This window comes from Halosaccharopolyspora lacisalsi (genome assembly GCF_014137975.1).
Taxonomy (GTDB): domain Bacteria; phylum Actinomycetota; class Actinomycetes; order Mycobacteriales; family Pseudonocardiaceae; genus Halosaccharopolyspora; species Halosaccharopolyspora lacisalsi.
Window position 1 is genome coordinate 594,091 of sequence record NZ_JACGWZ010000002.1, and the last position, 20,020, is coordinate 614,110.

The window sequence follows — 20,020 nt, forward strand, 5'->3', positions numbered from 1 at the left end:
GAGAGCGCGCACGACCGCGGTGATCAGCGCCGTACCGTTCCCACCGCCGGTCCCGTCGAAGACGTCGAAGGCGTGTGCCCGCGCGCAGTACAGGTTCAAGGTGATCGCGACACGGCCGTCCTCGGTCAGTGGTGCGCACAGGAAGCTGTGCACGCGCTCCTCACGGGCACTGCGCACGAAGCGCGGCCAGTGCAGGCGCACCTGCGTCGTATCGGCCACGACGAGTCCACCGGTGTGCGCTGCCCGCACGCTGGGACCGTCGTCCACCTCGTACTGAACCGCATCGAGGCGATGCGCCTGTTCGTGGGTGCAGGCGACGAACTCGGCGGAACGCGAGTGCGGCGCGACCAGACTGGCCGTGCTCGGCACAGGCAGCGACGCCACCACACCGCGCAGCGCTGCCTGCGGCGAGTTCCGCCCGTGTTGGCCGAGCTCGGTCAGCACCTCGGCCAGCGCCCGGAGGACACGGGAGGAAACCTCGGTGACGGTTCGTCGCCCCTGCCCGCTTCGCGTCGCCATATCGCCACTCCGTCAGTGCCCGTGCCCCTGCTCGACGAGACCGACCCGGCGCTCGACGTCGGCCGGCAGCACAGCACGTCGCCGCAGCGCCGTGGGCAGTTTCCCGAGCGTGGCCACCGCGACCCGGCGCGCCTGGGGATCGCGCCGCGCGTTCCCCAGGAGTCCGGCCGTGCGCTTCGCCGCCGTCGACAGCGGGCGCCGCATCCAGTCGATGAGGAGGTTGTTGCGCCACTCGACGTCCCCGCGCCGAGAGCCGTCCCGACGGTGCTCGGCCGGATGGTGGTGCGCGCGCACCGTGTCGACGTACACGAGCTCCCACCCGGCCGCCGCCAGGTCGTAGGCCAGCAGTTTCTCCTCGGCGACGAAGAACAGGGTGGGACCGAATCCGCCCGCCTCGAAGAAGGCCCGCCGACGGACCACGGCCGAGCAGGCCATGAATCCCAGGACGGACGGTCCGGGGAGTCCGGGGGCCGTGCCCAGCGGACTTCGCCGCATGAGGTCACCGACGGGGTCGGGCCGGCCCTGCTCCCCGACCAGGGTTCGTGCCGCGAGCAGCCCCACTCCGGGATGTTCGTCGAGCAGTTCCTCGGCGCGGGACAGGGCGGTGGGGTGCCACCAGGAATCGTCGTCGCTGAAAGCGACATAGGGTGTCCGCGCGCAGAGCACGCCGAGATTGCGGCCCACCGCTCCCCTGTTGCGCGGCAGACGCAGCAGGCGGACGTCGGGACGGTGGCGCATCACGGTCTCGGCGGTGTCGTCCTGCGAAGCGTTGTCCACGACGACGATCGGGGCGGGCGGATCGAGGCGGTCGAGAGCACGCAGCGTTCGCATCAGGTACTCGCGGCGGTTCCTGGTCGCGATGACCACGGTCGTCCGCGGCCCGTCAGGGTGTGTCGGCCGCTGTGTCGTCATGCCGGCTCCGGGGCCGCGGGGCTGGCTTCGAGCTCGTCGAGCAGCGCCGTCACCAAGTGGTGCGTTCCCCCGAAACCGTTGGTGCGTTCGCGGGCCAGCGCGTGGGCTTCCGAGGACCGGCACCAGCCCCACCACCGGTCCAGCACGGCGAAGGCGTCCGCGTCCCCGTCCTGGATTTGTTCGGCCGCCACCGTCGCGGGCCACCGCCACGCCGCGGCCTGGGCGGTGACCTTGCCACCACCGGCCACCGGGTCCAGGGCCAGTGCGGGAACGGACTGGGACAGGGCCAGCAACAACCCGTGCAACCTCGAGGTCACGACCACGTCGACCCGGGCGAACAACGCGGCGCACTGCTCCGGGCTCGAGCACAGCCGCCAGTCGCCGGTGTCGAGTCTGGTCTCCAGCGGCAGCGGGGCGTGGTCGCGGTGATCGAGCCAGTCCAGCAGGCATCGATGCACGCTGTCGTGGCGGCGCCGATCGGAGTACTCGCCCTGACCCGGAGCCAGGACGACACCGACGACCGGGACGTCGGGGCGCCGCGGTGGACACGCGAGGTCCCGGGCGGGGCCGGTCAGGCCGTCCCTGGCGAAGATCCCGTGGAACCCGGTCACCGCCGGATCGTCCGGGTCCACCACCGAGACTCCGACCGCGAGGCGGCGGCACCGGGCGTAGCGACGATGCAGGTCCCGCACCTGCCATCCGTGAGCGGGGCCGCACGCGAAGACGAGGTGCGTGTAGTCCTGCGGCCACGCCCGATCCAGGGTGAGGCAACCGGGGGCGAACTTCGGGCTCCAAACCGTGTCGTGGGCGATGCCGGCCGACGCGAGAGCTTCGGCGATCCTTCGCATGCTGAGCACGTCACCGGCCGTGGCCTCACCGTGCAGGAAACTCGGCCATCCCACCAGCAACACGCGCACGACGACTCGCCTCCCTCCGAACGCACTGAACACCCGTCCGGGCGACACGCGGTTCAGACCTGTTGCCGCACGACTACCCGATTCCCACGAACGGCACACGCGGCCCGGATCTCACCTGTCGGGCTCAGCCGACGGTGACGGGGCTCCTGCTCGGGGGCGGCGCTGCCCCGCGGGGCCGGGTTCTCGCGGGGCAGGAGACCGAAGGCGAGCGCGGCCGTGCGTGACCTGGTCGAGCGCGACCTCGTCGCCCGCGAGCGCGACCCGGCCGACCGGCGGGTCATCCAGCTCCTCCCGACCGAGAAGTCGCCGGCCGCGAAAGAAGCCATCAACACCGTGTGGTCCGGCACCATCCGGACCGCGATGACCAGGCTCAGCAACGAACAGGTCGCGAGCATCGAGGCCACGTCCGGAGCGCTGCAGGCCCTGCACACCGAGCGGCCCACGCCACCGTCGGACCGGTGAAGCAGGACGATCTCGCGAAGACGCACGAGTCGGTGTCCTGCGTCCGGCCGCAGGACACCGACTCGTGCCGATCCTCCGTACCTCCCGCGCGGGTCGCGGGAGTCGCGATGAGGGGTGAACTCAGTGCATCACGCCGTACAGCACGTCCGGGCGGTTGCTGATGATCCCGTCGACACCGCGATCGAGCAGGGTGCGCATCCTGTCCGAATCGTCGACCGTGTACGGGCTGATCGTCATGCCGTGCGCGTGCACGTCGGCGACGTACTCCGGAGTCGCCTCGGAGTGGTGCGGGTTGACCTGGTCGGAATAGGTGGCCACCTCGGCGAGCCGATCGGTACTCGGGGCACCGAGGACACCGACCTCGACCTGCGGAAGCAGGTCGTGGAAGTGACGGACGAAATCCCAGTCGAAGCTCTGCACGACCAAGCGCCGCCCGGTCGGATCGGGTCGTACCCAGTGCGGCCGCTGCTTTAGTTCATCGGCGATGCGCTGCCCGATGCCCGGGTACAGGTCGGGGGATTTCACTTCGAGGAGCAGTCCGGCCCGTGTGTGCTCGAGCAGGTCCAGCACCTCGGACAGGGTCGGGACGGGCTGCCCCGCGTACTTCGGGGACTTCCACGAGCCGGCGTCCAGGCCGCGAATCTCGGCGAAGGTGAAGTCGGCGACCCGCCACGGCGCGCGATCGGGGTACTTCTGCTCGACGTCGGTGGTGCGGGCCAGGGTCGTATCGTGGATCACGACCAGCCGGTCGTCCTTGGTTCGCTGGACGTCGACCTCGACGAGGTCGCTTTTCATCTCGACGCCCAGTCGGACCGCGGCCAGCGTGTTTTCCGGCGCGTAGGCCGAAGCACCTCGATGGGCGATGTTCGCGGCCTGGTCCCGGGACGCGGTGCCGGCGGAAGCGACCGGTGTCGCAACGGTCAGAGCCAGCAGCGCACTCGCGGCAACGACCGCAAAGCGGTGCAGCATGCCTGTTCCTCTCTTGAGCGGCAAACGACCAAACTATTCTGCTGATCGCTGTTGAACAGCGCATGGTTCACGGGTGTCACGGCAACGTCAACACCGTGAAGGAAGCACCGACAGGTTCGGGGGTGCGACGAGTCGGCCACGGACCTATCGTCGGCGGTGGACCGTCCTCAGCTCGCAGCGCAGCCCGGAAGGCACGGGGTTGTGCCCCGCACAGCTTCCTGCACTGCCGACGACGCGAACCGCGTGACTGCTCAGGACATGACCGAGGTGCACTCCTGCTACGCTCGTCTGACCGCAGAGCGGCGCCCGGACGCCCTCCGCCCCCTCGCCCGTCTGACCGGCACTGCTTCGCCCGCTGATGGCCACCGCGCCGGAGGTCGAGGACGACAGCGACTACCGGGAGATCGAGCTCGATCACGAAGCGGGCGAGGAACAGTCGGAGGCGCTGGAACAGCCGCTCCGGGGCACTCCGTTGATCAGGAACTCGCAGCGAGCAGTCCGTCGCCCTTCCCGGAGCGCAGCGGTGAGCCCGACTGCTTCGAGGCGATGCGCGACAGCGAAGCCGAGGCAACAGCGAGAGCGACGAGACGCACCGCGTTCGTCCTGTGCCACGTGACGATCAGCCGGTGCCGGTCGTGCTCGCTCAGCGGCTCGTCGGAGGCCAGCAGGTACAGGTTCACCGACCGTACGAGGTAGGTGCTCAGCGCCGCTGCCAACGCCATGCTCACCGACGTCGTCGTGATCAAGCGCCGGTCGCCGCCGGACTGCCAGCTCTGCACCAGCGTGACCGCCGTCGCACCGAACGCCAGGGGCGCAACCGGTGCGTAGTACCGGACCGGACTCCCCGGCCCGGCGAGTCGGGGTGCGCGCTGTTCTCGGGCGTCCGCCAGAAGCTGCGGCATCCCGACCAAGCCTTCGTAGACGTTGCCGAAGAACCAGGCGGTTCGGCCGAAACGCGCCACTGTTCGCGACCACGATCGAGGCCGCCCCGGCGTTCTGCGGATGTTCACAGCTCGGAATGGTGCCACGGTTCAACCACGTCTACCCGTTCGCAGCATCGATCCGCCGGCGACAGGACAGTTCGGGAAGGCTCGCCCGCGCAGAGGCCATTCGGGAGTCGGTCACCGAAGTGGACTCGGTGGTAGATTCCCGAGCCGAGATCGACGGGGGCTGCCGTACCACCGAATCACCGACCGTCCGCCCACGTGGACACCGGTCCACTCGTCCGCACCGAGGGAGCAGGCCATGACCGTCGACGAGATCACCGAGCGGTGCCGCTGGGCGCGCACCCACAACGACGGGCATCCCTCGGAAGCGTGGTCGACCGGCGAGCAGCTGGCCGTCGCCCTGGTCCTGCGCGACAAGGAACACCTGTCCGCGACGGGCTACACGACCGAGCAGGCCGCCGAGCGGATCTGCGACGAAGCGCAGCTGTCGGCGTTCGCCCTGACGGGCTGGCTCAACGACATCCGCACCGCCCTGGACAGCGAGCACCGTAGCTGAACCCGCCAGCAGGGCCCACTGCGAGCGCGAACGCGTCCGAACGGCTTGACCGAACCCGCAGGTACGTCAGTTCACGATCCGCTGGAGCCGACGGTGTCCGGTGTTCCGACGCGCGAGCCCCGCCGAACGTCAAGTAAAGCTAGCTTGTCATCGCGACAAGCTTCCTTTACTGTCGTAACCATGTCACTTCCTTCTTCGACTCTGTCGCACCGGGAGAGAGTCACGGTGTGGCTCGGCACCGCCGTGTGGATCGGCGGGATGCTGACCGTGTCCGTGATGTTCCTGCTCAGCGGCGACGACGTCGTGCGTGCTGTGGTCGGAGCCCTCGCCGCCGTGGCGATCGTCGGGTTCCTGAGCGTCGCCGTGATCATCGGGCGGTCCGCGTTGCGTCAGGAAGGCGTCGAACGCTCCCTGCACATCGAATCCTCCGCGCTGGCCTTCTGGATCACGATGGGCGTGGCCTTCAGCTACATGATCCTGCAGCCCGTCGCACAGCTCCCGCAGGCCCAGCCCTACATGGTCGTCGGGCTGGGGGCGGTCTCCTGGGCACTGGCGCACGGGGCCCGTTCCGAGAAGTACCTTTGATGCGCAACCACCTACGAGTGTTGCGCGCCGAACGACGCTGGAGCCAGGAGTCCCTGGCAGGCAGTCTCGGCGTGTCACGGCAGACCGTCAACTCCGTCGAGACGGGCAAGTACGACCCCAGCCTGAGACTGGCCTTCCAGCTGGCACGCGAATTCGACTGCCGGATCGAGGACATCTTCGACGACGAGCGATGACGTCCCCGATCGGCTCGTCGGATCAGATCGGCCGGACCATCGTCCCCAGGACGCGCTGGGCCAGGCCCGCCCGATCCGTGTCGTCCGCGGGGTTCACGTCCCACTCCCGATCTGCAGCGACACCCAGTTCGCCGGGATCCGACCGATCGTGGTGGTCCCGCGCGGTGCTGTAGAAGAGGCAGACCGTATCGGGCCCGGCGGACGAAGCCCTCCGGGCCCTCCTGCAGGACGATCCGGTCGACGTCCGGCTCTCGGGGTACGGTGCACCGGAATGCCGACTGACCGTTGTGGACCGGTTGGACCTCCGTGCCCACGACATGAGGCCGGACCTGCGAACGGACGCCGTCGACCCCGACGACGTCCACGACGGTGCTGGTTTCGTCGTCGTAGACCACCTCGACCCCGCCCGGGATCTCGGGGAGCCTCGCGAAAGTCCTGCCGTACTCGATGGTGACGCCGACCTCGAGTGCCTCGGTGGTCAGAATCCCGTGCAGCTGCGGCCGGGTGAGACCGTTCAAGGGCGACAAGCCCGAACCGGGGATCGTGGCCCCGGCATCTCGTGGAGCATGTTGCCGTCCACATCGAGCACCCCCAGGTGGTGCTCGAATGGCCGGCTTCCAGGCACTCCTCGCCGCAGCCGATCGCCTCCAGTGCGCGCAGCGCGTTCACCGGCTGGATGATTCCCACGCCGGTGACCGAGGAACGCAGGTCGGGTCGGATCTCCACAACGTGGACGTCGTAGCCCACGTTCCGCAGCGCGACGGAAGTCGAGAGCCCACCGATTCCACCGCCGACGACGAGAACGCCGCCTCGACTCATGTCGCCTTCCTTCGTCCGTCCGACCCGGTGCCTCTGACCCCGTTGCCGGAGTGCACGAATTCGATGCGTCCCAGAGGGCGACGATCTCTCCACCTCCCCTCGCAAGCGTAGTGTCGCGTTCCTCCTTTCGTCCTCGTGCGGACGCGGAAGTGCCCTCTCGCCGGCCCGCGGATCCCGAGCCACCGCCCGTGAGCGTGTTTGCCGTGCCGTGAGGAGGGAACCCGGAGGGCAGCTTCCGCCGCCGAGCTCACGCCGGAGTCCTCATGCCCGAGTCAGCACAGTCGAACGGGAGTCGCGTGGCCGTTGTCGGCGCCACCGGCAACGTCGGTACCAGCGTCGTCGACGCCCTGGTCCAGGACCAGGAGGTCACCGAGATCAGGGCGCTCTCGCGGCGCGGCGCGACGTGGTCGACGCCGAAGGTGCAGTGGCAGCGGACCGATACCAGCGAGGACGACCTCGTCGCGCGCTTCCGGGGCGTCGACACGGTCATCAGCCTTTCGTGGATCTTCCAGCCCACCCGCGACCCAGTGACGACCTGGCGCAACAATGTCCACGGCACCATGCGCGTGTTCGAGGCCGCCGTCGAAGCCGGAGTGAGCAACCTCGTCTACGGTTCCTCGGTCGCGGCCTATTCGCCGGGACCGACGGGCGAACCGATCGACGAGCAGTGGCCGACCCACGGATGGCCGGGGGCCGCCTACGCCCGCGAGAAGGCCTACCTCGAGCGCTACCTCGACGCCTTCGAACCACGTCACCCCGGAACGCGCGTCGTGCGGATGCGACCGGGGTTCATCTTCAAACGGGAGTCGGCCTCCCAGCAGCGACGCCTGTTCGCGGGGCCCTTCCTCCCGAACGGTCTGGTCCGCCCCGAGCTGGTTCCGGTGTTTCCCGACCTGCCGGGCCTGCGGGTCCAGCTCGTCCACACCGCCGACGTCGCCGAGGCGTACCGGCTGGCCGTGCACTCCTCGGTCTCCGGTGCGTTCAACCTCGCGGCCGACCCGGTCGTCGACGCGGCCCGGCTGGCCGATTTCTTCGGCAGTCGCACCGCGCGCATGCCCGTCTGGCCGGTCCGCTGCGCGATCGCCGCCGCCTGGAACCTGCGTCTGGTGCCCGCTTCGCCGCACCTGTTCGACGCGGTGCTGCGGCTCCCCATCATGTCCACGCAGCGCGCCCGCGACGTCCTTGGGTGGGCTCCCCAGTACAGCGCCACGGACGCCCTGCGTGCTTTTGTCGAGGGATTGCGTCACCGCGAGGGTGCCGCCACTCCCCCACTCGTCTCCGAGGTGCCGGGCGGCCGTGCCGGTGAAGTCGCCACCGGCGTCGGGCGGTACCAGTAACCGCCGCAGTACTTCGGCTGCTCGGGACGGGCTCCCGGATCAGCGCGGTGGGGACGGACGCCCGAGTCCGTGCCAGGACACCCCCGCGGCCTGCGGCTGCCGCGGATCGAGGTGGTTGCGGGTGTCGACGACCACCGAGCCGTCCAGCATCGCCGCCAGCCGGCTCCAGTCCAGCTCCCGAAACTCCGGCCACTCGGTGAGCACCACGATCCCGGCCGCTCCCTTCACCGCCTGATACGGGTCGTCCACCAAAGTGGCGACTCCCTCCAGACGCGGCTCGTCGCCCCGCAACGCGGGATCGTAGGCGCGGAGTTCGGCACCGTGCCGGGCGAGCAGCGACACCACCGACAGCGCGGGCGAGTCCCGCAAGTCGTCGGTGCCAGCCTTGAACGTCAGGCCGAGCACGCCCAGCCGGACCCCGGACAGCGAACCGGGGTCCCCCGTCCCGCACGTGTCGGCGATCTTGGTCACCATCCGTTCCCGCTGGCGGGCGTTGGCCGAGATCACCGCACGCAGCAGCGCGAAGTCGACTCCGACGCTCTCGGAGATCCGCAGCAGCGCGTGGGTGTCCTTGGGCAGGCAGGAACCGCCCCAGCCCGGCCCGGGACGCAGGAAGGAACGTCCCACCTCCCGGTCCGAGTCCATTCCCGCCGTCACGTCGGCGATGTCGGCTCCACGGTGCTCGCACACCTCGGCCAGGGCGTTGACGTAGGCCAGCTTCGTGGCCAGCAGGCAGTTCGCGGCGTACTTGACCAGTTCGGCGCTGGCGGCGTCGGTGAGCACCGTCGGCGCCTCCAGCTCCGCGTACAGCTCCGCGACCCGTCGCGCGGCGGCGTGGTCGTTCGAGCCCACCACGATCCGGTCCGGGTGCAGGAAGTCGTGCACCGCCGAACCCTCGCGGAGGAATTCCGGGTTGCTGACCACCGCCACGTCGTCACGCCGCACCAGTTCCGCCACCCGCGCCGAGGTTCCCACCGGCACCGTCGACTTCGTGACCAGCACGCATTCGGAGGACAACAGGTGTCCGACCTCGCGGATCACCGATTCCACGACGGCCAGGTCGGCGCCCCCGTCGGAGGCCATCGGGGTGGGCACGCACAGAAACACCATCTCGGCCTCGCCGACCGCGGTGGGCGAACCGACCACGAACCCCAACCGTCCGGACGCGAGTCCGTCCGCGACCAGCTCGGCCAATCCGGACTCCAGCATGTCCACCTCGCCGCGCTCCAGCCGAGCCACCTTCGCGGCATCGACGTCGGCGCAGACCACGCGGTGTCCGAGCGAGGCCAGGCACGCTCCGGTGGTCAGTCCCACGTATCCGGTGCCCAGCACGGCGATCCGTCGAGCCGTCATCGTCTCTCCCCTCGATCGGTCATCGCGCGGGCGAAGGAGCACGGGATCACCTCGGCCCGGGTGCGGCCGAGTCGGAGACGAACGCGGCCACGTCGTGCAACAGCTCCCGTTCGGGCTCGACGTCCCGCGACAGCGACTCCAAGCTGTGGCGCAGCTGCCGCGGTACCGCCGCGGGCGTGATGTGTCGGTCTCCGAAGCGCCGGTCGTAGGACAGCGCCTCGGCCACGCTGGTGATGTCGGCGCCGACGGCCGCGCAGACGTCCGCGAGCGCGTTGACGTAGGACTGCTTGAGGGCGAAGTAGCCGTTGACCGCGTTTCGGACCAGTTCGGCTCCGCGCACATCGGTGCGGACGATCTCGGCGGGCAGGCGCTGGTACAGCGCGGCCACGTGCTCGACCGCCGCCTCGTCGTCGGCCCCGACGACGAGGTGCCGGGCGGCCAGGAAGTCCTCGACCATGCTCCCCGCGTGCAGGAACAGGGGGCTGCTGACCGGCGCCGCGTCCTCGCGCGAGTTCCAGCGGAAGCGCTCGGCCGCCTCCGACGGCGAGATGTCGACGAGGACGCAGTCGCGGGGCAGCCTCGGGATCTCCGGCACGGAGCCGTCGCCACGTACCAGGACCGTGGTGGTGTCGATTCCGGCGGGCAACCGGCGGAGAAAGCCGAGCCTGCCGGTCAGCAGCGTCCGGCGCACCAACGTGGACAGTCCCGGCTCGGTGTCCCAGGGGCTTCCCGCGGCGACCTCCCCCAGCACGACGCGGTGCCCGAGGGAGGCCAGCCCGGCCGCGACGGTCACTTCCACCACCCCGGATCCGAGGACGGTGACCCCACGCGGCTGTGTGCTCATCGGACACCTCCGCTCCGTGACAGCGCGGGGTCCTCGGTCCGGTCGAGCACTTCGTCGACCGCTTCGATCACGTCCTCGCTCGACAGCCGCAGCAGTCCCGGATCCGGCCGGTCGGCGAAGGTGTCACCGAGAGTTCCGGACCACAGCGCCACGTGGCGGGGATCATCGGGCGGACCCCAGTGGCTCGGTGCCACCGGTCCGAACAGGACCACGGAAGGAGTGCCGAACGCGGTGGCGACGTGGGCGATCCCGGTGTCGGCGCACACCACCAGCCGCGCCCGCGAGACCAGCGCGGCCAGCTCGCCCATGCCGGTCCGGCCCGCCAGCACGCTCGTCCGGGGCAGCTTCGCGTAGACGGCGACGCGGTCGGCCAGTTCCCGTTCCCCGGAACTGCCGGTGATCACCACCTCGTGCCCGCGTTCGGCGAGCCGACGCGCGACCCGGGCGAAGCGCTCCGGGGGCCACTGGCGGGCGACGTGGCTGGCGCCGGGGTGCACGATCACCGCTCCGGGGTGGCTCCCGTCGTGCTCGGGCCGCTCCACTCGCCTGCGCTGGGGATCGGTCGGGACACCGAAGTGCCCCAGCAGTCGGCACCATCGCCACACCTCGTGCTGATCCTCGTCCCACGCGGGGCCGCCCAACCCCGGGAAGTCCGGGTGCGCGTGGGTCATGACGTGCCGCGCCCCGCTGTCGCGCAGCGCCTCGATGCTCTCGGGGCCGCTGCCGTGCAGGTTCACCGCGACGTCCGGGGCGGGGTGGTTCCAGCGGAAACCTCCCGGCCCGGAGGCCGGGTACAGCGAATCCACGGTCCGCATCAGCGGCAGCAACGCGCTCAGCGGGCTCGGCGCGGCGAGCACGATCCGGCTGTCGGCGAAGGTCTCCCGCAGTCCCCGCAACGCGGGAACTGCGGTCAACAGGTCACCGAGGCCGAGCGCGCGCAACACCAGCACGGTGTGGCGTCGGGTCACGGCCACGACGACTCCTCCGAGGAGCACACGACCATCTCGCGGACCTCGCAGCCCGGGGGCTGCCGCAGGGCGAACAGCACCGTCTCGGCGACGTCCTCGGGCTGGTTGAGCTTGGCGTCCGCCGGCGGCTGGTACTGCTCGTCACGGCCGTCGAAAAACGCCGTGTGCATGCCGCCGGGCACGAGGGTGGTCACTCCGATGCGCCCCGACGTCTCGGCGGCCAGTGAACGGGAGAAGGCCAGGACCCCCGCCTTGGAGGCGCAGTAGGCCGTGGCGTCCGGCGTCGGCTTGATGCCCAGCGTCGACGAACACATCACCGCGGTGCCCGCGCTGCTGTGCAGATAGGGCAGCGCGGCCCGCACCACGGACACGGTTCCCAGCAGGTTGACTCCGATCACGCGCTCCCACTCCTCGGCGGGGACCGTGTCGAGGGATCCGCAGGAGTCGATGCCCGCCGCGGTGAACACCCCGTCGATGCGGTCCCCGGCGGAGCGGGCCAGCTCCTTGACGGCGTGCTCGGTGCTTTCGCGGTCGGCGAGATCGACGAGAGCGTGCTCGACCGGTTCCGAGGGCGAGTTCCGGTCCAGCACCAGCGGGGTGCCACCGTTGTCGCGCACGGCTTGGACGGTCGCCGCCCCGAGTCCCGAAGCGCCACCGGTGATGAGGATGTTTCCCAGGGATTTCATGAGCCTCCTTCCACAGCGGACGGCCACCCGGGGGCTCACCCCGAACGACCGACTACGGGTGCGCACACCCTTATCCGACCGCTCGCAGCGAGGTCAGCAGTCGGCTCGTCGAGTACCCGTCCTCCAACGGGACGAGTTCGCTGCATCCGCCGTAGCGGCGGATCACGTCGGCTTCCGGGATCGGCACCCCGTCGTAGTCACCTCCCTTGACCCACACGTCGGGCCGCAACCGTTCCAGCAGCGCGGCCGGGGAGTCCTCGTCGAACACCGCCACCGCGTCGACGGGCTCCAGCGCCAGCAGCAGGCGCGTGCGGTCCCGCGCGCACACCACCGGGCGGTCCACCCCCTTGAGACGACGTACGGAGTCGTCGGAGTTCAGGCAGACGACGAGGGCGTCTCCCAGGGCGCGGGCGCGTTCGAGCAGGCGCACGTGCCCGGGGTGCAGCAGATCGAAGCAACCCCCCGTGGCCACGGTGCGCCCGCGTTCACGCCGGACGCGGGCGACGACGTCGAAAGCCGAGGCCCCGCGGGAGGGTGCCGGCCGGTCGTGGTCGGTGCTTTCCACCGCCAACTGGTTCGCCCCGCCCTGAGCCACGAACCGACAGGCGCGCTCGACCGCCTCCGCCACCGCTGCGGTGCGATCGGCTCCGTGCAGCATCGACAGCGCCGCGGTCGCCGCGAAGCTGTCGCCGGCTCCGCAGACATCGACCGACCCCGAGTCGTGGCTCATCGGCGGAAGGTCGAAGTGCCGGTGCTGGTCACCGTGGGCCAGCACCGCGCCCTCGGGTCCCAGCGTCACCGCGACCGCACCACATCCCCAGCGCTCGACCAGCGCTCGCGCCGTGGCGAGCGGATCCGGCGACGCCGGCTCGATCCCGTGGGCTTCCGAACGGTTGGGCACCACCAGGTCCGCCCGGGCCACCGGTTCGGCCCCCTTCGGATGCGGGTCCCACACCAGCGGAATCTCCGGTGGCAACGCCTCCAGCGCCCGCCGCAGGCCGGTGTTGTGGGTGGTGCCGCGTCCGTAGTCGGCCACCAGCACGGCCCCGGCGGTACGCAGGGCGACCAGCGCGCTCTCGTCCAGGGGCTCGTCGGGTACGGCTCCGGCACCGGAATCCAACCGCATCAGCGACTGTCCCGCGGCCCGGACCCGGGTCTTGCACACCGTCTCCCCCTCGAAGGCGAGCGGCAGCAGCTCGGCACAACGCCCGACCAACGCGCTCAGTGTCCGCCCCGTCTCGTCGGCACCCATACCGGCGAGCAACGTGACCCGCGCGCCCTCACGCGCGGCCAGCATCGCCGCCAACCCGGCCCCACCCGGCCGGTTGCGACGCGCGAGCACGTCGACCACCGGAACCGGGGCGTCCGGGCACAGTCGCTCGGCGCAGCCATCGACGTCGACGTCGAGCAGTACGTCGCCGACGACCACCAGCGGCGCGTCCCCGTTCACCGGACCACCTCCCTCTCCGCATCCCCGGGTGTCCCGGACACCCCGGTCAACTCGTCGAAGGCACCGCACAGGGCGTGGATCAACGCCAGGTGCAGCTCCTGGACCGTGGCGGTGTTCGGCGCCTCGACGGCGATGGCGTCCTCGCACACGGCGGCCAGGATGTTGGGGGCGGGACCGGTGATCGCCCACGTCGTCATGCCGATCTCGTGGGCGGCCTTGACCGCCGCGATCACGTTCTGGCTGCGCCCGCTGGTGGACAGGGTGACGAGGACGTCTCCGGGACGCCCGTGTGCACGCACGCCCCGCGCGTAGACCTCCTGCTCGCCGTAGTCGTTGAGGATCGCGGTGAACGCGGAGGTGTCGGCGTGAAGCGGGATCGCCGCGTAGGGCCTGCGGTCCCGGAGGAACCGGCCCGCGAACTCGCCGGTGAGGTGCTGGGCTTCGGCGGCGCTCCCGCCGTTACCGCACGCCAGCAACCGACCGCCGCCCTGCAGGACCGTGGCCAGGCGTGTCGCCCACGCGTGCAGGACGGGTGAGTTCTCCCGCGCCTGCTGGGCCGCGCGCTCCAATGCGGTGAAGTGCTCTTCGATCACGGCCTACCTCCCGTCGACGCTGTCATCGAGAAGCCGCTGTGGGCCAGCACCCGGCGATACACCGACTCCGTCCGCCCCACGAGCCGGTCCCACCCGTAGCGCCGCCGCACGTGATCGACGCCGGCTCGTCCCAGCTCGCGACGCCACTCCGGGCGGTTCACCAACTCGCGCAGCCGCTCCGCCAGGGCACGACTGTCCTTGGGGGGCACGAGCAGCCCCGTGCGGCCGTCTACGACCGTGTCCAGATGACCGCCCACGGCGGTCACCACCGGCGCCACTCCACAGGCCATGGCCTCCAGCGGGACCGTGCCGAACGGCTCGTACCACGGGGCGCTGACCACCACGTCGGCCGACCGGTACAGCGCCGGTGCCTCGTCGTGACCGACCTGTCCGAGGAACCGGACACGATCGCGAACCCCGGCCCGTTCGGCCGCCTCGCACAGCCGGACGATCTCCGGGTCGGTGTCCCAGTCGGACCGGTCCGGGCCTCCCGCGACGACCAACTCCGCCTCGGCCACCTCGGCGAGGGCGGCGATGACGGTGTCCACGCCCTTGCGGGCGACGATGCGACCGATGCTGAGGATGCGCGGCCGGTCACCACGGGGAGCCACGGGTCCGGCCGGGACGAACTTCGTCAGGTCGATTCCGCAGGGCACCACGGCGGTGCGGTCGCGGTCCACGCCCATCTGTTCGAGCTCGGCGACCTCGTCGGAGCACGTGGCCACGACGAGGTCGGAGCCGCGGGCGATGGTGGACTCGATGCGCTCGCGCTGGAGCGGGCTCGGATCCGCCGCGCCCTGGTGACGACGCTTGACCCGTCCCAGGGCGTGGAAGGTCTGCAGGACCGGCACGTCGAGTCCGTCCAGGCCGCGGCGTGCAGCCACCCCGCTCATCCAGAAGTGCGCGTGGACCACGTCCGGTCGCTCCAGGGCCCACCGGCTCGAGAGGTGGTCGCCGAACTCGGCCATGTACGGCAGGAGCTCGTCCTTGGGGACCGCCCTCGGCGGTCCCGCCGGCACGTGTTCGACCGTGACACCGGCGGCGGCGCGCACGCTCGTGGGCAGGTCGGCGCTGTCCCGTCTGGTGTGGACGACCACCTCGTGCCCCCTGCGGGCCAGACCGGTGGCCAGCTCGGCGACGTGGACGTTCTGTCCGCCCGCGTCGACACCGCCGAGCGCCGCCAGGGGGCTGGCGTGTTCGGATATCAGGTCGATTCTCATGCGGTCACCTCCTGCAGCAGGCCGTCCCAGGCGGTGAGGAATCGCCGCAGCGAGTACCTCTCCAACGCCGCCGCGCGGGCGGCTCGCCCCGCCTCGTCGGCTCGGTCCGCGTCGGCCAGGTACTCCCGGACGGCGCGGGTGAGCACATCCAGCCGCGTCGAGACCACCCCCGCCTCGGGCGGGACGGCTTCGACCGCTTCGGTCGCGGCCAGGGCCACCACCGGCATGCCGAGGTGCATGGCCTCCACCAGGGAGAGCCCCAGCGACGTCCACCGGAACGGGTGGACGTAGACCCGGCGCCGGGCCAGCTCGGCGTGCATCCGCCGTTGCGGCAGGTCCTCGTGGACGGCGACCCGGTCGCGGGACAGGCCGTAGTGCTCCGGAACCTCCCGCACGCGCATCCCGTAGACGTCCAGCGGCGCGGCCCGGGCCAGCGAGGGCAGCAGGTCGGCTCCCGTGACGCGTTCCCGGCGCACGGGATCGTTGATCACCACTCCGGCCCGGTCGAGTTCCCCGGTGTATCCGTGCCCGGGGTCGACGACGCCGTGTTCGATCACGGTGCGCGGGGCGCGCCCGCAGTCCCAGAACATCTCGTTGAAGTGGGTCACGTGCACGATCGGGATGTCGGCGCGGTCGGCCAGCGGGTGGCGCGTTCCGGCGACCTCGCCGCGCGGGGTGTCGTGTTCGACGAACACCGCGGGCACGTCGACACCGGGACGGCGGCCGAGCCACTTCTCGGTCAGCTCCGTCTCGTGGGGACGTTGCAGGACGACGACGTCGACCTCGGTGCCGCGCAGTTCGTCGGGGGTGACCTCGACGGCGTTGGAGGGCCAGGGGTAGGTGCGGGCGCGACCGCGGCCGTCGGCGTCCCGGTTCGGCGTCACCGGGACGAAGTAGGTGTGCTCACCGTGCACGAAGGAGGTGCTCCACGCTCCGTGGACGTGCCAGAACAGGACCCTCACGCCGCCACCTCCCTCATCGCCTCCACCGCCCGGACGACCTCGGCGGCGCCGACCTCCGACAGGCAGGGATGCCCCGGAACGGGACACACCTTCGCCCGGGTGTCGCGGCACGGCGCGTCCTGGTCGCCGAGCAGGGTCGTCGGCACGCCGTAGGGAGCCCACCGCGCGGCTCGCACGACCGGAGCGAACAGGGAGACGACGGGGGTCCCCACGGCCGCGGCGAGGTGGGCCGGCCCGGTGTTGGGGGCGACCACCACGTCGGCACCGTCGAGGACGGCGGCCAGCTCGCTCAGACCGGTGCGGCCGCCGAGGTCGAGAGCCGCCCCGTCGGAGACCCGCGCCGTCAGATCCCGCTGGTCGGGAGTGCCGGTGACGACGACTCGATGACCACGAGCGGTCAAGCGACGCACCGCGTCGACGCAGTGCTCGACAGGCCACTGCCGTGCCGGGACGGAGGCACCGGGGTGCACCACGACGTATCCCGCTCGTCCCACGCGGTCGAACATCTCCGGCAGGGGACGACGCACCGCCAACCGGCCCGCGTCCGCGGCGGGGAGCGCGAAGCCCGCCTGCCGCGCCAGCGACAGCGCACGTTCGGGTTCGGGAGGGTCCCCCTCGACGCGATGCCGCAGATCCAGCAACGAGCCCGGGTAGTCCTCGCTGATCGCGCCGATCCACTCGACACCGGCCATGCGCAGCAGCAGCGCCAGGGGTAGCGCGGACTGGTGGAACGAGGTGAACACCAGAGCCTTTCTCGCTCCGGTCTCCCGCAACCGGTCGACGACGTCGAGCACGTCGGTGCGGTTCACGGGCGGCGGTTCGGGGTCGATCCACGGGGCGCACCACTCGACGACCCGGTCCACACCGGGCAGCAGGTCGGCGGCCGCGCGTCCCCGCGGCCCGGCGAGCATCACCACCGACTCGGCGTCGGCGGCCACCGCGCGCACCGCCGGACCCGTCAGCAACACGTCGCCGACGTTGTCCAGCCGCGCCACCAGCACCGTCCCGCTCATCGCACCGCCTCCCGCGCCCGCCCGACCGGCCGTGTGACCTCCGGCGCGGCAGTGCCGTGCGTCCTGTCTCGACCGGCTTCCGCGGAGTCGTCGCGAGTGGTCTCCCGCGGGCGGGCGCGGATCTCGCCGCGCAGCCGGTGCCAGCACGCGGCGGGTGGGATGGCCGCACTGGTGACGACCATCCTGGCGATCTCCGCCGGAGTGCGTGGCCCCGGTGCGATGCGCCGCCAGGCGAACTCCGCCGTCAACCCGAGCCAGACCACCGTGGCCGTCGCCGTGACCGCCCCGCGGCCCGCGCGGACCGCACCACCGGTGGCGACGAGCGCGGCTCCCGTGGTGATGGCGTGTCGAGCGGTCCGGCCGGGTCCTTCCCCGGAGTGGCGGCGCCAGCTCGGACCGTACTTGCGCCGCATCGCGGCGTTGTCGGCGTTTCCGGCCTGCGCCCACAAGCTGGCGAGGAAACCCGCCGGGCGCACCGGGTGCAGAGTGCGCCGCGTCCCCCAGGTCAGGCGGTAACCGCGCGCCCGCACCCGCAACGCGAGGTCGGCGTCCTCCCGGTAGGCGCGGGGAAACCGTTCGTCGAAGCCGCCCACCTCGGCCAACGCGTGGCTCCGGTAGGCCATGTCGGCGGTGATCCACCAGGCCCCGGCGAGCCCGGCGGTGCCGCGTTCGAGGTCGGTCGGCGCGCGGTGGCGCGGCAGCGGTACGACGATCCTGCCCTGAGACCCCGCGACCTCGTCGGAGGCCTCCTCGAGATCCCGGCGCAGGGCCGGGCCCCACTCCGGTGTCGGCACCACGTCGTCGTCGAGGAACACCACCCACGGTGTCCCGGCCGCCCGCCAACCGACGTTGCGGGCCCCGGCCGGTCCCCGGCCGCCGGAGCTCAGCACCCGCATCGACACGGTGCCGTCCGGCAGCAGCAGCTCGTCCCGCTCACCCGGCCGGTCGTCGACCACGACGACCTCCTCCGGCGGTGGGCTGCTCGGCAGGGCCGCCAGCAGCTCGCCGAGGGTGGCGCGCCCGGTGGTGGGCACCACTACCGTGTAGCGGATCTCCGCTTCGCTCATGCCGTCCTCCTCGACCCGCGCACCACGAACGATCCGAGCACCAGCACGTCGATGGGCGCGGAGCCGAAGCACTCGAGCGCGTCGGTGACGGTGTCGACCATGGGACGGCCGGCGGTGTTGAAACTCGTGTTGATCATTGCCGGGATCCCCGTCGCGGTGGCGAACTCGTCGAGCAACCGGCCCAGCAGCGGCTCGGCGTCCCGGTCCACGGTCTGGATCCTGGCGGTGCCGTCGACGTGCACGACCGCGGGAACGCGGTCTCGCCACCGTTCGGCCACGTCGTGCACGAACAGCATGTACGGGCTGGGCAGCGGCCCACCGCCGAAGAGCTCCGCGGCTCGGTCGGCCAGCACCATCGGGGCCACGGGCCGGAACTGCTCTCGTCCCTTGACCTCGTTGAGGCGCTCGACGTTGTCGGCGCGGCCCGGGTGGGCCAGCAGGGAACGATGCCCGAGAGCGCGCGGGCCGAACTCGCTGCGTCCCTGGAACCAGCCCACGATCTCGTCACGGGCGACCGCGGCGGCGGCCTCGGCGGCCACGTCGTCCGGTCGCTCGTACGGAAGGTGGGCGGCCTCCAGCCGCGCGGCGATCTCGTCGTCGTCGACGCTCCGTCCGAGGTCGGCCCCCGGCATGGGCTGGACGGGCTCCTCGGACTCGGAGGCCAGGTGCAGCGCCGCGCCGAGCGCGGTACCCGAGTCCCCCGAGGCGGGCTGCACCCACACCTCGTCGAACGGCCCCTCCTCGGCGAGGCGGGTGTTGGCCACGCAGTTCAGCGCCACCCCGCCGGCCAGCGTCAGGCGCCGTTGGCCGGTCTGCCGGTGCAACCAATCCGCCAGTTCCAGCAGCACTTCCTCCAGCCTGGTCTGGACGCTGGAGGCGAGTTCGGCGTGCTCGTCGAGCAGGTCCCCGTCGGGCCCCCGGTGGGGCGCCCACCGGGACCACTCGATCGGGGCGACCTCGAAACCGCCTCCGTCGGTGCGCACCAGTTCGGAGAACTCCGGCAGGAAGCGCGGTTTGGCGTAGGAGGCCAGCGCCATCACCTTGTACTCGTCGCTGGAGCGGCGAAAGCCCAGGTGCTCGGTCAGTTCCTCGTACATGAGCCCGAGCGAATGCGGGAGGCGCTGGCTCGCCAGCACGTGCAGCCGGCCCCCGCGGTACTCCCCCGCCAGCGCCGAGGTGCTCTCGCCGCGCCCGTCCACGGTGAGCACGGCCGTGTCCTCGAAGGGGGAGGCGAGACCGGCCGACGCGGCGTGGGCGACGTGGTGGGCCACGAACCGCACGCGGTCCGGGTCGAGCCCGGGGAGCGCCGTGCGCAGGAACTCCGGGGCTCTGTGGGCGTAGGTGGTCCGCAGCTGCTCCCACCCGGGATCGAGACCGTCCAGGCCGTGTTCGACGAGCCGGGGGTCGTAGGAGTAGCCGACGGCGTCCAGGTCCTCCGCTCCGATGCCCGCTCGGCGCAGGCACCAGGCGGCGGAAGATGTCGGGGGCTCCCACGCGGCGAAGGGCACCGGGCTCTTGCCGTGCTTGCGGCGCGTGAACCGCTCCTCCTCGGCAGCGGCGACCACCTCGCCGTCGACGACGAGGGCGGCGGCGGGGTCGTGGAAGATCGCGTTGATACCGAGAATACGCACGAGCGCCTCCGGCTGG

At 71.5% G+C, this 20,020-nt stretch carries 21 protein-coding genes and 1 pseudogene; 5 read left to right on the top strand and 17 right to left on the bottom strand.

What is annotated here, in order from left to right; genetic code table 11:
* Positions 1-75: 75 nt before the first annotated feature.
* From FHX42_RS27780 to FHX42_RS10590, 3 genes and pseudogenes are all read right to left on the bottom strand, one after another.
* Positions 76-519: pseudogene (locus tag FHX42_RS27780) on the bottom strand (GAF domain-containing protein); the annotation flags it as partial.
* A 12-nt stretch (positions 520-531) separates the two neighbouring features.
* Entirely contained in the window at positions 532-1,431 is a 900-nt protein-coding gene (locus FHX42_RS10585; RefSeq protein WP_182544037.1) for a glycosyltransferase family 2 protein, read from the bottom strand.
* On the bottom strand, positions 1,428-2,348 hold the full coding sequence (locus FHX42_RS10590) for a polysaccharide pyruvyl transferase family protein (RefSeq protein WP_182544038.1): 921 nt from the start codon (positions 2,346-2,348) through the stop codon (positions 1,428-1,430). Before FHX42_RS10590 ends, FHX42_RS10585 begins: the two co-directional genes overlap by 4 nt.
* Before the next feature lie 216 nt (positions 2,349-2,564).
* Here FHX42_RS10590 and FHX42_RS10595 point away from each other — a divergent pair, with 216 nt between their 5' ends.
* Positions 2,565-2,810 carry a MarR family winged helix-turn-helix transcriptional regulator gene (locus tag FHX42_RS10595; protein ID WP_182544039.1) on the top strand — a complete coding sequence of 82 codons (246 nt, stop codon included), beginning with the start codon at positions 2,565-2,567 and terminating at the stop codon, positions 2,808-2,810.
* Between the two features lie 120 nt (positions 2,811-2,930).
* Here the strand turns inward: FHX42_RS10595 and FHX42_RS10600 are convergent, their stop codons facing one another.
* Positions 2,931-3,779 (bottom strand): glycerophosphodiester phosphodiesterase, encoded by an 849-nt coding sequence (locus tag FHX42_RS10600; protein WP_182544040.1) that lies wholly within the window; start codon positions 3,777-3,779, stop codon positions 2,931-2,933.
* Between the two features lie 476 nt (positions 3,780-4,255).
* Positions 4,256-4,741 carry a DUF1772 domain-containing protein gene (locus FHX42_RS10605; RefSeq protein WP_220480114.1) on the bottom strand — a complete coding sequence of 162 codons (486 nt, stop codon included), beginning with the start codon at positions 4,739-4,741 and terminating at the stop codon, positions 4,256-4,258.
* Positions 4,742-5,024: 283 nt separating this feature from the next.
* Here FHX42_RS10605 and FHX42_RS10610 point away from each other — a divergent pair, with 283 nt between their 5' ends.
* The 3 genes from FHX42_RS10610 to FHX42_RS10620 all read left to right on the top strand — a co-directional run bounded on the left by FHX42_RS10610 (position 5,025) and on the right by FHX42_RS10620 (position 6,061).
* On the top strand, positions 5,025-5,282 hold the full coding sequence (locus tag FHX42_RS10610; protein WP_182544041.1) for a hypothetical protein: 258 nt from the start codon (positions 5,025-5,027) through the stop codon (positions 5,280-5,282).
* A gap of 180 nt (positions 5,283-5,462) precedes the next feature.
* Complete coding sequence (locus FHX42_RS10615) at positions 5,463-5,867, top strand: hypothetical protein (RefSeq protein WP_182544042.1); 405 nt, start codon at positions 5,463-5,465, stop codon at positions 5,865-5,867.
* Positions 5,867-6,061 (top strand): helix-turn-helix transcriptional regulator, encoded by a 195-nt coding sequence (locus tag FHX42_RS10620; RefSeq protein WP_182544043.1) that lies wholly within the window; start codon positions 5,867-5,869, stop codon positions 6,059-6,061. Before FHX42_RS10615 ends, FHX42_RS10620 begins: the two co-directional genes overlap by 1 nt.
* Before the next feature lie 93 nt (positions 6,062-6,154).
* Here FHX42_RS10620 and FHX42_RS27785 read toward each other — a convergent pair whose 3' ends face one another.
* Entirely contained in the window at positions 6,155-6,880 is a 726-nt protein-coding gene (locus FHX42_RS27785; RefSeq protein ID WP_182544044.1) for an FAD-dependent monooxygenase, read from the bottom strand.
* A gap of 263 nt (positions 6,881-7,143) precedes the next feature.
* Here FHX42_RS27785 and FHX42_RS10630 point away from each other — a divergent pair, with 263 nt between their 5' ends.
* Entirely contained in the window at positions 7,144-8,217 is a 1,074-nt protein-coding gene (locus tag FHX42_RS10630) for an NAD-dependent epimerase/dehydratase family protein (protein ID WP_182544045.1), read from the top strand.
* Positions 8,218-8,256: 39 nt separating this feature from the next.
* Here the strand turns inward: FHX42_RS10630 and FHX42_RS10635 are convergent, their stop codons facing one another.
* From FHX42_RS10635 to FHX42_RS10685, 11 genes are all read right to left on the bottom strand, one after another.
* Positions 8,257-9,570: a UDP-glucose dehydrogenase family protein gene (locus FHX42_RS10635; protein WP_182544046.1), complete on the bottom strand. Its 1,314-nt coding sequence runs from the start codon at positions 9,568-9,570 to the stop codon at positions 8,257-8,259.
* Between the two features lie 46 nt (positions 9,571-9,616).
* The gene (locus tag FHX42_RS10640) at positions 9,617-10,414 is read right to left on the bottom strand and encodes a hypothetical protein (RefSeq protein ID WP_182544047.1); all 798 of its coding nucleotides are present in this window, start codon (positions 10,412-10,414) and stop codon (positions 9,617-9,619) included.
* On the bottom strand, positions 10,411-11,388 hold the full coding sequence (locus FHX42_RS10645; RefSeq protein WP_328796033.1) for a glycosyltransferase family 9 protein: 978 nt from the start codon (positions 11,386-11,388) through the stop codon (positions 10,411-10,413). The genes FHX42_RS10640 and FHX42_RS10645 overlap by 4 nt, the downstream gene beginning before the upstream one ends.
* Positions 11,379-12,068, bottom strand: a complete 690-nt coding sequence (locus tag FHX42_RS10650) for an SDR family oxidoreductase (RefSeq protein WP_182544049.1) — start codon at positions 12,066-12,068, stop codon at positions 11,379-11,381. Before FHX42_RS10650 ends, FHX42_RS10645 begins: the two co-directional genes overlap by 10 nt.
* A 70-nt stretch (positions 12,069-12,138) precedes the next feature.
* On the bottom strand, positions 12,139-13,518 hold the full coding sequence (locus tag FHX42_RS10655) for a PfkB family carbohydrate kinase (RefSeq protein ID WP_182544050.1): 1,380 nt from the start codon (positions 13,516-13,518) through the stop codon (positions 12,139-12,141).
* Positions 13,515-14,111 (bottom strand): D-sedoheptulose-7-phosphate isomerase, encoded by a 597-nt coding sequence (locus FHX42_RS10660; protein WP_182544051.1) that lies wholly within the window; start codon positions 14,109-14,111, stop codon positions 13,515-13,517. The genes FHX42_RS10655 and FHX42_RS10660 overlap by 4 nt, the downstream gene beginning before the upstream one ends.
* A complete protein-coding gene (locus FHX42_RS10665) occupies positions 14,108-15,331 on the bottom strand; it encodes a glycosyltransferase (protein ID WP_182544052.1) in 1,224 nt (407 codons plus the stop codon). The genes FHX42_RS10660 and FHX42_RS10665 overlap by 4 nt, the downstream gene beginning before the upstream one ends.
* Positions 15,328-16,293, bottom strand: coding sequence for a glycosyltransferase (locus FHX42_RS10670; protein WP_182544053.1), 966 nt, complete (start codon positions 16,291-16,293; stop codon positions 15,328-15,330). The genes FHX42_RS10665 and FHX42_RS10670 overlap by 4 nt, the downstream gene beginning before the upstream one ends.
* Entirely contained in the window at positions 16,290-17,306 is a 1,017-nt protein-coding gene (locus FHX42_RS10675; protein ID WP_182544054.1) for a glycosyltransferase family 9 protein, read from the bottom strand. Before FHX42_RS10675 ends, FHX42_RS10670 begins: the two co-directional genes overlap by 4 nt.
* Complete coding sequence (locus FHX42_RS10680) at positions 17,303-18,373, bottom strand: glycosyltransferase family 2 protein (protein WP_182544055.1); 1,071 nt, start codon at positions 18,371-18,373, stop codon at positions 17,303-17,305. The genes FHX42_RS10675 and FHX42_RS10680 overlap by 4 nt, the downstream gene beginning before the upstream one ends.
* Positions 18,370-20,004 carry a carbamoyltransferase family protein gene (locus FHX42_RS10685; protein WP_182544056.1) on the bottom strand — a complete coding sequence of 545 codons (1,635 nt, stop codon included), beginning with the start codon at positions 20,002-20,004 and terminating at the stop codon, positions 18,370-18,372. Before FHX42_RS10685 ends, FHX42_RS10680 begins: the two co-directional genes overlap by 4 nt.
* Positions 20,005-20,020 lie beyond the last annotated feature (16 nt).

Coding starts and splice junctions, on each gene's coding strand:
- FHX42_RS10585 (WP_182544037.1), bottom strand. CDS start 1,431: ATGACGACACAGCGGCCGACACACCCTGACGGGCCGCGGACGACCGTG.
- FHX42_RS10600 (WP_182544040.1), bottom strand. CDS start 3,779: ATGCTGCACCGCTTTGCGGTCGTTGCCGCGAGTGCGCTGCTGGCTCTG.
- FHX42_RS10610 (WP_182544041.1), top strand. CDS start 5,025: ATGACCGTCGACGAGATCACCGAGCGGTGCCGCTGGGCGCGCACCCAC.
- FHX42_RS10615 (WP_182544042.1), top strand. CDS start 5,463: ATGTCACTTCCTTCTTCGACTCTGTCGCACCGGGAGAGAGTCACGGTG.
- FHX42_RS10620 (WP_182544043.1), top strand. CDS start 5,867: ATGCGCAACCACCTACGAGTGTTGCGCGCCGAACGACGCTGGAGCCAG.
- FHX42_RS27785 (WP_182544044.1), bottom strand. CDS start 6,880: ATGAGTCGAGGCGGCGTTCTCGTCGTCGGCGGTGGAATCGGTGGGCTC.
- FHX42_RS10630 (WP_182544045.1), top strand. CDS start 7,144: ATGCCCGAGTCAGCACAGTCGAACGGGAGTCGCGTGGCCGTTGTCGGC.
- FHX42_RS10635 (WP_182544046.1), bottom strand. CDS start 9,570: ATGACGGCTCGACGGATCGCCGTGCTGGGCACCGGATACGTGGGACTG.
- FHX42_RS10640 (WP_182544047.1), bottom strand. CDS start 10,414: ATGAGCACACAGCCGCGTGGGGTCACCGTCCTCGGATCCGGGGTGGTG.
- FHX42_RS10650 (WP_182544049.1), bottom strand. CDS start 12,068: ATGAAATCCCTGGGAAACATCCTCATCACCGGTGGCGCTTCGGGACTC.
- FHX42_RS10665 (WP_182544052.1), bottom strand. CDS start 15,331: ATGAGAATCGACCTGATATCCGAACACGCCAGCCCCCTGGCGGCGCTC.
- FHX42_RS10675 (WP_182544054.1), bottom strand. CDS start 17,306: ATGAGCGGGACGGTGCTGGTGGCGCGGCTGGACAACGTCGGCGACGTG.
- FHX42_RS10680 (WP_182544055.1), bottom strand. CDS start 18,373: ATGAGCGAAGCGGAGATCCGCTACACGGTAGTGGTGCCCACCACCGGG.